The 10,972-nt window shown below is 69.4% G+C and carries 10 protein-coding genes; 6 read left to right on the forward strand and 4 right to left on the reverse strand.

Annotated features, from left to right (window positions below):
- The coding region (uvrA, locus tag ABZ646_RS29385; RefSeq protein ID WP_360525214.1) for an excinuclease ABC subunit UvrA at nt 1-2,613 on the reverse strand (2,613 nt) is incomplete at its 3' end.
- A gap of 225 nt (nt 2,614-2,838) precedes the next feature.
- On the opposite strand from uvrA, the gene ABZ646_RS29390 reads away from it, so the two are divergent.
- The 5 genes from ABZ646_RS29390 to ABZ646_RS29410 all read left to right on the forward strand — a co-directional run bounded on the left by ABZ646_RS29390 (nt 2,839) and on the right by ABZ646_RS29410 (nt 7,047).
- Nucleotides 2,839-3,525 (forward strand): maleylpyruvate isomerase family mycothiol-dependent enzyme, encoded by a 687-nt coding sequence (locus ABZ646_RS29390; RefSeq protein WP_360525217.1) that lies wholly within the window; start codon nt 2,839-2,841, stop codon nt 3,523-3,525.
- Between the two features lie 39 nt (nt 3,526-3,564).
- Nucleotides 3,565-4,215, forward strand: coding sequence for an MBL fold metallo-hydrolase (locus tag ABZ646_RS29395; RefSeq protein ID WP_360525220.1), 651 nt, complete (start codon nt 3,565-3,567; stop codon nt 4,213-4,215).
- 299 nt (nt 4,216-4,514) lie between these two features.
- On the forward strand, nt 4,515-5,399 hold the full coding sequence (locus ABZ646_RS29400) for an ABC transporter substrate-binding protein (RefSeq protein WP_360525223.1): 885 nt from the start codon (nt 4,515-4,517) through the stop codon (nt 5,397-5,399).
- Nucleotides 5,396-6,298 (forward strand): amino acid ABC transporter permease, encoded by a 903-nt coding sequence (locus ABZ646_RS29405; RefSeq protein ID WP_360525227.1) that lies wholly within the window; start codon nt 5,396-5,398, stop codon nt 6,296-6,298. Before ABZ646_RS29400 ends, ABZ646_RS29405 begins: the two co-directional genes overlap by 4 nt.
- Nucleotides 6,295-7,047 (forward strand): amino acid ABC transporter ATP-binding protein, encoded by a 753-nt coding sequence (locus ABZ646_RS29410; RefSeq protein ID WP_360525230.1) that lies wholly within the window; start codon nt 6,295-6,297, stop codon nt 7,045-7,047. Before ABZ646_RS29405 ends, ABZ646_RS29410 begins: the two co-directional genes overlap by 4 nt.
- Before the next feature lie 8 nt (nt 7,048-7,055).
- On the opposite strand, the gene aroQ is transcribed toward ABZ646_RS29410, so the two are convergent.
- Nucleotides 7,056-7,529 carry a type II 3-dehydroquinate dehydratase gene (gene aroQ, locus ABZ646_RS29415; RefSeq protein ID WP_360525233.1) on the reverse strand — a complete coding sequence of 158 codons (474 nt, stop codon included), beginning with the start codon at nt 7,527-7,529 and terminating at the stop codon, nt 7,056-7,058.
- Between the two features lie 173 nt (nt 7,530-7,702).
- On the opposite strand from aroQ, the gene ABZ646_RS29420 reads away from it, so the two are divergent.
- Nucleotides 7,703-8,992: an MFS transporter gene (locus ABZ646_RS29420; protein WP_360525236.1), complete on the forward strand. Its 1,290-nt coding sequence runs from the start codon at nt 7,703-7,705 to the stop codon at nt 8,990-8,992.
- Here ABZ646_RS29420 and ABZ646_RS29425 read toward each other — a convergent pair.
- Nucleotides 8,982-10,082: an ionic transporter y4hA gene (locus ABZ646_RS29425; protein ID WP_360525239.1), complete on the reverse strand. Its 1,101-nt coding sequence runs from the start codon at nt 10,080-10,082 to the stop codon at nt 8,982-8,984. The two genes, ABZ646_RS29420 and ABZ646_RS29425, sit on opposite strands and share 11 nt — an antisense overlap.
- Before the next feature lie 114 nt (nt 10,083-10,196).
- The coding region (locus ABZ646_RS29430; RefSeq protein WP_360525242.1) for a TerC/Alx family metal homeostasis membrane protein at nt 10,197-10,972 on the reverse strand (776 nt) is incomplete at its 5' end.

Raw genomic sequence — 10,972 nt, forward strand, 5'->3', positions numbered from 1 at the left:
GTCCTCGAAGTGCAGACCGGTGGTCGGCTCGTCGAGGACGTAGACGGTCCGTCCGGTGGAGCGGCGCTGCAGCTCGCTGGCGAGCTTCACGCGCTGTGCCTCACCACCGGACAGCGTGGTCGCGGACTGGCCCAGGCGGACATAGCCGAGACCGACGTCCTTGAGCGTGTTGAGGTGCCGGGCGATCGACGGGACGGCCTCGAAGAACTCCGCGGCCTCCTCGATCGGCATGTTCAGGACCTCGGCGATGGACTTGCCCTTGTAGTGGACCTCCAGGGTCTCCCGGTTGTACCGGGCGCCGTGGCAGACCTCGCACGGGACGTAGACGTCCGGGAGGAAGTTCATCTCGATCTTGATGGTGCCGTCGCCCGCGCAGTTCTCGCAGCGGCCGCCCTTGACGTTGAAGGAGAAGCGGCCCGGCAGGTAGCCGCAGACCTTCGCCTCGGTGGTCTCCGCGAACAGCTTGCGGATGTGGTCGAAGACGCCGGTGTAGGTCGCCGGGTTGGACCGCGGGGTGCGGCCGATGGGCGACTGGTCGACGTGCACGACCTTGTCGACGAGGTCGTCGCCGTCCACACGCGTGTGCCGGCCGGGCACGTTGCGTGCGCCGTTCAGCTCGCGGGCCAGGTGTGTGTAGAGGATGTCGTTGACCAGCGTCGACTTGCCGGAGCCGGAGACGCCCGTGACGGCCGTGAACACACCCAGCGGGAAGGACACGTCGATGTCCTGGAGGTTGTTCTCCCGGGCGCCGTGCACCGTGAGCCGGCGGGACGGGTCCTGCGGGCGGCGGATGTCGGGCAGCGGGATCGACTTCTTGCCCGACAGGTACTGGCCGGTCTGCGACTCGGCGTTGGCGAGCAGCTCCTTGAGGGAGCCGCTGTGCACGACCTTGCCGCCGTGCTCGCCGGCGCCGGGACCGATGTCCACGACCCAGTCGGCGACCTTGATCGTGTCCTCGTCGTGCTCGACGACGATGAGCGTGTTGCCCATGTCGCGGAGCCGGACCAGGGTCTCGATCAGTCGGTGGTTGTCGCGCTGGTGCAGACCGATCGACGGCTCGTCCAGGACGTACAGGACACCGACGAGGCCGGAGCCGATCTGGGTGGCCAGGCGGATGCGCTGGGCCTCACCGCCGGAGAGGGTGCCTGCCGCACGGTTCAGCGAGAGGTAGTCGAGGCCGACGTCGACCAGGAACCGCAGCCGCTCGTTGACCTCCTTGAGCACGCGCTCGGCGATCTTCTTGTCGCGCGCGTTGAGCCTGAGCTCGCCCAGGAAGTCCGCGCAGTCGCTGATGGACATCGCCGAGACCTCGGCGATCGACTTCTCCATGATCGTGACGGCGAGGACGATCGGCTTCAGGCGCGTGCCCTGACAGGTCGGGCAGGGCACCTCACGCATGTAGCCCTCGAAGCGCTCACGACTGGCGTCGCTCTCGGCCTCGCTGTGCCGGCGCTTGACGAACGGCACAGCGCCCTCGAAGGGCGTGGTGTACACGCGCTCGCGGCCGTACCGGTTGCGGTAGCGGACCTCGATCTGGGTCTTGTGACCGTAGAGCAGCGCCTTCTTGGCGCGCTGCGGCAGACCGGCGAAGGGGATGTCGGTGCGGAAGCCCAGCGCGTCCGCGAGGGCGCCGATCAGGCGGCCGAAGTAGTCCTTGGTGTGACCGTGCGACCAGGGGTGGATCGCGCCCTCGTCGAGGGACTTGTCCTCGTCCGGGACGATCAGCTCCGGATCGACCTCCATGCGCGTGCCGATGCCGGTGCACTCGGGGCAGGCGCCGAAGGGCGAGTTGAAGGAGAAGGAGCGCGGCTCCAGCTCCTCGAAGGAGAGGTCGTCGTACGGGCAGTACAGGTGCTCCGAGTACATGCGCTCGCGCTCCGGGTCGTCCTCGGGGAGGTCGACGAAGTCGAGCACGACCATGCCGCCGGACAGGCCGAGGGCGGTCTCCACGGAGTCGGTGAGGCGGCGCTTGGCGGTGTCCTTCACCGTGAGGCGGTCGATGACCACCTCGATGGTGTGCTTCTCCTGCTTCTTCAGCGTCGGCGGGTCGGACAGCTGGACGGTCTCGCCGTCCACGCGCGCGCGGCTGTAGCCCTTGGTCTGGAGGTCGGCGAAGAGATCGACGAACTCGCCCTTGCGCTCGCGCACCAGCGGCGAGAGCACCTGGAAGCGGCTGCCCTCCGGCAGCTCCAGCACCTTGTCCACGATGGCCTGCGGCGACTGGCGGGAGATCGGGCGGCCGCACTCGGGACAGTGCGGCTTGCCGATGCGCGCGAAGAGCAGCCGGAGGTAGTCGTAGACCTCGGTGATGGTGCCGACCGTCGAGCGCGGGTTGCGCGAGGTCGACTTCTGGTCGATGGACACCGCCGGGGACAGACCCTCGATGAAGTCCACGTCCGGCTTGTCCATCTGCCCGAGGAACTGGCGGGCGTACGAGGAGAGCGACTCCACGTAGCGACGCTGGCCCTCGGCGAAGATCGTGTCGAAGGCCAGGGAGGACTTGCCCGACCCGGACAGGCCCGTGAAGACGATGAGCGAGTCACGAGGCAGGTCGAGCGAGACGTTCTTCAGGTTGTGCTCGCGCGCGCCACGGACGATGAGACGGTCGGCCACAGCCGGTCCGCACCTTTCTTGAGAAGAAGTGACAGGGGCAGGGCCCCGTGCTTCTTCAGACTAGGGGGAGCCACTGACAACGCCGGACGGATTCCTGGATGCGTAAACAATCCCGGACCATCCAGCATGCCCGACGCCGTCAACGACGATATAGCACGCGCATTCGATTTACGGGGCCCGACGGAAACCTTCACCCGAAGGTGGGGCCGGGCTACTGTCAGCCCCATGATTGATCACGCTCATGACCTGGTGTCTGTACAGGAAGCGACAGACCGGCTCCTCAGCGCAGTCGCCGCACTGGACAACGCGGCTGTGGCGCGACCGTCACGGCTGCCCGGCTGGACGGTCGGCCACGTCCTGGCCCACCTCGCCCGCAACGCGGACGCGCTCGGAAACGTTCTGGACGGCCGCCCCATGTACGCCTCCGCCGAGGCCCGGGACTCCGACATCGAGCGGGACGCGCCGCGCCCGCTCGACGTGCAGCTGGAGGACCTGCGCGCGAGCCACGCCGCGTTCCGGGCCCGGGCGGACGAGCCCGCCGACTGGACGCGCACGGTGGAGCTGCGCAACGGGGTCACCGACACCGCGGCCCGGGTGCCGTTCCGCCGCTGGGGCGAGGTCGAGCTGCACCATGTCGACCTCGGGACCGGGTACGAGCTGGAGGACCTTCCGGACGAGTTCACCGAACGGGAGATCGCCTTCCTCGCCGACCGCTTCCTGGGGAACTCCGACGTGCCGGCGACCCGGATCACGGACGGCACGCGCGCGTGGCACACGGGACGGCAGGCACCGCGGACGGAGGTCACCGTCCAGGGCCGGCCCGCGGACCTGCTGGGCTGGCTGTGCGGACGCCGCGACGGAACCGCTCTGGAGCTGTCCGGCGGGGAGCTGCCGAAGCTGCCTGCGCTGTAGCGGGCGAACCGTCGCCGCGCCCGCTATAGGCTGATCGCCATGACGTACAGCGGAGAGGTCACGGTCGGCGGGCCGGCGGACGTGCACGAGCTCAAGGACCTGATGATCACCAAGATCGCGGTCGGGCCGATGGACAACAACGCCTATCTGCTGCGCTGCCGCGCCACGGACGAGCAGTTGCTGATCGACGCGGCCAACGACGCGGAGACGCTCCTGGGCACGATCGGTGACGACGGCATCGCGTCCGTCGTCACCACGCACCGGCACGGCGACCACTGGCAGGCGCTCGCCGAGGTCGTCGCCGCCACCGGCGCGCGCACGTACGCGGGCCGCGAGGACGCCACCGGCGTCCCGGTCACCACCGATGTCCTCGTCGACGACGGCGACGTCATCCGGGTCGGCCAGGTCGAGCTGACCGCCCGCCACCTCGTCGGCCACACCCCCGGCTCCATCGCCCTGGTCTACGACGACCCGCACGGCCATCCGCACGCCTTCACGGGCGACTGCCTCTTCCCCGGCGGGCCTGGGCGGACAACACGCCCCGAGGACTTCGAGTCGTTGATGTCGGGCCTGGAGGCGAAGGTCTTCGTGCTCCCGGACGAGACCTGGATCTACCCGGGCCACGGCAACGACACCACGCTGGGTGCAGAGCGCCCGCACCTGCCGGAGTGGCACGCACGCGGGTGGTGAGCGCGGGGCGCGCACGGCCAAACGCGCGCCCCGTGTGAACAGTTCGCACGCGCCGGAGCCCAGCGCACGCTCCCGGCGCGTGTGGTTGCGCGGTCAACTGGTGGCAGCCCCGCACAGGATGACGGCTCCTGCGCGGTACGGGCCGCCGGTCATCATTCCCCGCCCTCGACCGGCGGCCCCGGCAGGTCCGTGCGCACGCCGGGCGGCAGTGTTCACAGAACCGCAACGCCCGTTCCCAGTATGCGGACAAATACCCGCTTGACCTGGACAAACGCGGTTTTCGCTGTCACTCTCCCGCCATGCACCCTGCCCCGAGCGCGCTGCGTCGCGCTGCCGCCGCCGCCACCATAGCCCTGCTCGCCACCGCTGTCGGCTGTGCTCCGCAGCCGGACGACAAGGCGTCCGGCGCGTCCTCCTCGTCGGCCGGAACCACCTGCGCCAAGGGCAAGTTGGCCACCCGGACCACCGGCAAACTGACGATCGCGACGGACGAACCCGCGTACGAGCCATGGTTCAAGGACGACAAGCCGGCCAACGGCGAGGGCTACGAGTCGGCGGTCGCGTACGCCGTGGCGAAGCAGCTGGGGTACGGCAAGAGCGCGGTCGTCTGGCAGAGCGTGCCGTTCAACAAGGCCTTCGCCCCAGGGGTGAAGACGTTCGACTTCGACATCAACCAGGTCTCCATCAGCACCGAGCGCAAGAAGGCCGTGGACTTCTCCTCCGGCTACTACGACGTGCGCCAGGCGGTCATCGCGCTCAAGGGCAGCAAGGCCGCGAAGGCCACGAGCGTCGCCGACCTCAAGGGCCTCAAGCTGGGCGCCCAGGTGGGCACGACGAGTCTGAACTACATCAGCGACGTGGTGAAGCCGTCGCAGGAGGCGGCCGCGTACTCCAAGAACGACCAGGCCATCTCGGCGCTCAAGAACGGCCAGGTGGACGCGATCGTGACCGACCTGCCGACCGCCTTCTACGTGACCGCGGCCCAGGTGCCGAACGCCGAGATCGTCGGCCAGTTCGAGAACCAGGGTGGTACGCCTGAGCAGTTCGGTCTCGTCCTGGACAAGGGCAGTGCCCTCACCTCCTGCGTGACCTCGGCCGTGGACGCCCTGCGCGGGGACGGCACACTGGCGAAGCTGGAGAAGCAGTGGCTGTCCGATGCCGTCGACGCTCCGGTGCTCAGGTGACGGTCACGAAGGCCGAGTCCGGGGAGGACTCCGGCGAAGACGGAATGCGCGACGCGTACGTCCCCTCGCAGCGACGCCTGGACCGCGAGCGCCACAAGCGCGTCCGGGCGCGTCGCGCGACCGCGATCGCCGCGCTGTCCACGCTGGTCACGGCCGTCGTCCTGTACATGGTCGTGGTCAGTGCGCCGGGCTGGGAGCGCACCAAGGAGACCTTCTTCGACGGGCAGTACGCGCGCGAGGCGTTCCCCAAGGTTCTCGACGGCCTGTGGCTCAACATCCGGCTGCTGCTGATCTGCGGCGTCCTGGTGCTCGTCCTGGGCATGTTGATCGCCGTCGCGCGCACGCTGCCGGGGCCCGTGTTCTTCCCGCTGCGGGCGCTGGCGGCGGCGTACACCGACTTCTTCCGCGGTCTGCCGCTGATCATCAATCTGATGATCGTGGTGTTCGGGGTGCCCGCGCTGCGTCTCCAGGGCGTGACCGTCGATCCCGTGCTGCTGGGCGGTACGGCGCTCACGCTGACGTACTCCGCGTACGTCGCCGAGGTGTTCCGCGCGGGCATCGAGTCCGTGCACCCCTCGCAGCGCGCGGCGGCCCGCTCGCTGGGACTGACCAACCGGCAGGCGCTGCGCCACGTGGTGCTCCCCCAGGCGGTGCGCCGCCAGGTGCCACCCCTGCTCAACGACCTGGTGTCGTTGCAGAAGGACACCGGGCTCGTGTCGATCGGCGGCGCGATCGACGCCGTACGGGCGTCCGACATCATCGCCCAGCGCAGCCTCAACTACACGCCGTACATCGTCGCAGGGCTGGTGTTCGTGGCACTGACCATCCCCATGACGCGCTTCACGGACTGGGTGACGGCCAGGATGGACCGGCAGCGGGCCCAGGGAGGATCCATATGAGTGAGGCGCCTGTCCTGCGCATGGAGTCCGTCCGCAAGACGTTCGGGGACTCGGTCGTCCTGCGGGGCGTGGACCTGGAGGTCGCCCCGCACACCGTGACCGCCTTGATCGGAGCCTCCGGCTCCGGCAAGTCGACGCTGCTGCGCTGCGCCAACCTCCTCGAGGAGATCGACGACGGCGCGATCTGGCTGGACGACCAGGAGATCACCGATCCGCGTACCGACCAGGACGCGGTCCGGCGCCGTATCGGCGTGGTCTTCCAGGCGTACAACCTCTTCCCGCACATGACCGTGCTGGACAACATCACCCTGGCCCCCCGCCGGGTGCACGGTGTCGCCCGCGCCGAGGCCGAGGACCGGGCCAGGGAGCTGCTGGAGCGCCTCGGGCTGGGCGAGAAGGCGGATGCCTACCCCGACCGGCTGAGCGGCGGACAGCAGCAGCGCGTGGCCATCGTGCGCGCCCTGGCCGTACGGCCCCGGCTGCTCCTGCTCGACGAGATCACCGCCGCCCTCGACCCGGAGCTGGTCGGTGAGGTGCTCACGGTGGTCCGCGATCTGAAGGACGAGGGCATGACCATGGTGCTGGCGACGCACGAGATGGGCTTCGCCCGGGACGTCGCCGACCAGGTCTGCTTCCTCGACGGCGGTGTCGTCCTCGAACGCGGCACGGCCGACCAGGTGTTCGGTGACCCGCAGCAGGAGCGCACCCGGCGCTTCCTGCGGCGGATCGTGGAGGCCGGGCGCCTCTGAGGCACCGGTCAGGCCTCGGCGGTGGCGGCTCCGACCAGCGCCGCCACCCGCTCCACGCCGAACACATAGCCCTGCACACCGCATCCGGCGATCACACCGTCCGCGCGCAGCGAGACGTAGGAGTGGTGCCGGAACGACTCGCGCTTGTGGATGTTGGAGATGTGGACCTCCAGGACGGGCAGCCCGTCACAGGTGTTGAGGGCGTCGAGGATCGCGATCGAGGTGTGCGAATAGGCGCCCGGGTTGATGACGATCCCGCAGTGGTCGAGGCGCGCCTCATGGATCCAGTCGACCAGTTCGCCCTCGTGGTTGGACTGCCTGAAGTCCACGGTGCCACCGTGCGCGGCCGCCGCCCTGACGCACAGGGCCTCGACGTCGGCGAGCGTGTCGGAGCCGTAGATCTCCGGCTGCCGCCGGCCGAGCAGGTTCAGGTTGGGTCCGTTGAGGATCATGATCGGGGCGTCGCTCAGGGTGCGGGGCACTGTTCCTCCGGGTCCGTCTGACTGGTGAACGGCCCTGGTGGGACCGCAGCTCAGACCGGTCTATCACGGTGCGCCGGAGCGCCCGCGAAGGACGCCGTGCGCCCCCGTAACCCACGATCACCGTGGGTAGTTGACCCGGCATGCACGATGTACGCACCGTAACTTCTCCCTCCATGCTGCGGCTGGCCGCGGCCTCGCTCGCCGGGACCGCGATCGAGTTCTACGACTTCTTCGTCTACGGGACGGCCGCGGCGCTCGTCCTGGGGCCGCTGTTCTTCCCGACGTTCTCGCCGGTCGCGGGGACGCTGGCGGCGTTCGGGACGTTCGGCGTGGGCTTCGTCGCCCGGCCGCTGGGCTCGGCGCTGTTCGGGCACATCGGGGACCGGCGGGGCCGGCGTCCCGTTCTGGTCCTGTCCCTGCTGCTGACCGGCGTCTCGACGGTCGCGGTCGGGTGCGTGCCCTCGTACGGCACCATCGGTGTCGGCGCTCCGGTCCTGCTGCTGGCGCTGCGGTTCCTGCAGGGGCTGGGGCTCGGTGGGGAATGGGGCGGGGCGGTGCTGCTGACCGCGGAGCACGCGCCTCCCGGACGGCGCGCCCTGTGGTCGAGCTTTCCGCAGATCGGCCCGGCCGTCGGCTTTCTGCTCGCCAACGGCGTGATGCTGGCCCTGTCGGCGACCCTGTCGGACGCGCAGTTCGCGCAGTGGGGGTGGCGGGTGCCGTTCTGGGCGGCGGGAGCGCTGGCGCTGAGCGGGCTGTGGGTGCGCTCGTCGCTCCCGGAGAGCCCGCGCTTCCTGGAGATCGACGAACACGCGCGCGTGCCGCTCGCCGAGGTCGTACGGCACCACTGGCGGCTGGTGCTGCTGACGGCCGGCGCGCTCGCGGTCGGGTACGCGGTGTTCTACGCGGTGACGACCTGGTCGCTGGCGTACGGGACGGAGCGGCTGGGGGTGAGCCGTACCGTCATGCTGGTCTGCATCATGGCCGCCGTGGTGGTGAAGGGCTCGCTCACGCCGGTGATGGCCCTGCTCGGCGACCGTTACGGGCGGCGTCCGCTGTGCCTGGTGGGGTGTACGGCCTCGGCGCTGTGGTCGTTCCCGATGGTCGCGTTGCTGGCGACCGGACAGCCGCTGTTGATGTTCCTCGGGTTCACGGGGGCCCTGGTCGCCTTCATCACGATGTTCTCGGTGGTCGCCGCCTATCTGCCGGAGTTGTACGAGCCGCGGGTTCGCTGCACCGGCGCCGCGGTGGGCTACAACCTGGGCGGGGTCGTCGGGGGCGCGCTCACGCCGATCGTGGCGACGGCGCTGGCGCAGCACGACGGGCGGGTGCCGTGGGGTGTGGGCGCGTATCTGGCGGGGGTCGCGCTGCTGAGTCTGGGCTGCTTCGTCCTGCTGCCCGAGACGGGTCCGGCGCCGGTGGCGGCGGCCGAGCCGGTCACCGGCCGCGCGAGGTCTATGGGTTGATCGCCAGTTCCAGGTAGACGGCGAACAGCACCAGGTGGACACCGCCCTGCAGAGGTGTGGCCCGGCCCGGCACCACCGTCAGGGAGCTGACCACCACGGTCAGCGCGAGCAGCAGCATATGGGTGGAGCCGAGTCCGAGGACGAGTGGTCCGGAGAGCCAGATCGAGGCGAGGGCCACCGCGGGTATGGTCAGGCCGATGCTGGCCATGGCGGAGCCGAGAGCCAGGTTGAGACTCGTCTGCACGCGGTCGCGGCGGGCTGAACGCAGGGCCGCGATGGTCTCGGGGAGCAGTACCAGCAGGGCGATGATCACGCCGACGACGGCCTGGTGCAGACCGGCGGCCTGTACACCGGCCTCGATCGTCGGGGACACCCCCTTGGCGAGTCCGACGACACCGATCAGGGCGAGGCCGAGGAGTCCGAGGCTGATCCAGGCCGTACGCGCGGAGGGGGCCGCGGCGTGGTCGTCGGCCGCGATCACCTCGCCCTGCCGGGTGATCGGCAGGAAGTAGTCGCGGTGCCGTACGGTCTGCGTCGCCACGAACAGGCCATAGAGGATCAGTGAGGTCAGCGCCGCGAAGGTGAGCTGTACACCCGAGAACTCCGGGCCGGGCTTGGTGGTGGTGAACGTCGGCAGTACCAGGCTGAGCGTGGCGAGGGTGGCCACGGTCGCCAGGGCGGCTCCGGTGCCCTCCGGATTGAAGACCGCCGTACCGTGGCGCAGCGAGGCGACCAGGAGACAGAGGCCGACGATGCCGTTGCAGGTGATCATGACGGCGGCGAAGACGGTGTCCCGGGCCAGGGTGGCACTCTTGTCCCCGCCGTCGGCCATGAGAGTGACGATCAGGGCCACTTCGATGATCGTGACGGCGATGGCGAGGACGAGGGAGCCGAAGGGTTCGCCCACCCGGTGGGCCACGACCTCGGCGTGGTGGACCGGCGCCAGGACCGATCCCGCGAGGATCAGCGTCACCAGCGCCACGACCCAGCCGGGCAGATCACGTCCCCAGGTGAGGGCGAGGAGGACGACCGCGAGCACCGGCACGAGGAACGTCCACTGAGTGGTGAGCGACCTGAGCCGAATGATCATGCAGCGATGGTGGCAGAGGCGTACAGGGCTCGCATTTCCGGTCCTTTCAGGTGCCGGGGGCCGGCCGTCGGCGCGGCCCGTCCCCCGGGTCGTACGGTGCAGTCGGTCGAGCGGTCAGACGTCGACGCTGTCCTTCGGAGCGCCTTCGCCCGGCGCCTGCGCCGTCTCGGCCGCCTGCTTCTTGGAGGCCCTGAGACTCGTGATCGTGGTGACGATCAGGACCGCGCAGATGACGCCGAGGGAGACCGGGATACTGATCTCCGGGACGTGGACGCCGGACTCGTGCAGGGCGTGCAGCACCAGCTTCACACCGATGAAGCCGAGGATGATCGACAGACCGTACGAGAGGTGGACGAGCTTCTTCAGCAGTCCGCCGATGAGGAAGTACAGCTGTCGCAGACCCATCAGCGCGAAGGCGTTGGCCGTGAAGACGATGTACGGGTCCTGCGTCAGGCCGAAGATCGCGGGGATGGAGTCCAGCGCGAACAGGACGTCGGTCGTACCGATCGCGAGCATCACGACCAGCATCGGGGTCATGACCCGCTTGCCGTTCTGCTGGATCCACAGCTTGGTGCCGTGGTAGCGGTCGGCCACACCGAACTTGCGCTCGACGGCCTTGAGCAGCTTGTTCTCTTCGAACTCCGTTTCCTCCTCATCGGCGCGAGCCTCCTGGATCAGCTTCCAGGCGGTCCAGATCAGGAAGGCTCCGAAGAGGTAGAAGACCCACGAGAAGCTGGCGAGGATCGCGGCGCCCGCGGCGATGAAGATCGCGCGCAGCACCAGGGCTATGAGGACGCCGACGAGCAGCACGCGCTGCTGGTACTGCGAGGGCACGGCGAACTTCGCCATGATCAGGACGAAGACGAAGAGGTTGTCGACGCTCAACGACT

This window comes from Streptomyces sp. NPDC007162 (assembly GCF_040634175.1).
Classification (GTDB): domain Bacteria; phylum Actinomycetota; class Actinomycetes; order Streptomycetales; family Streptomycetaceae; genus Streptomyces.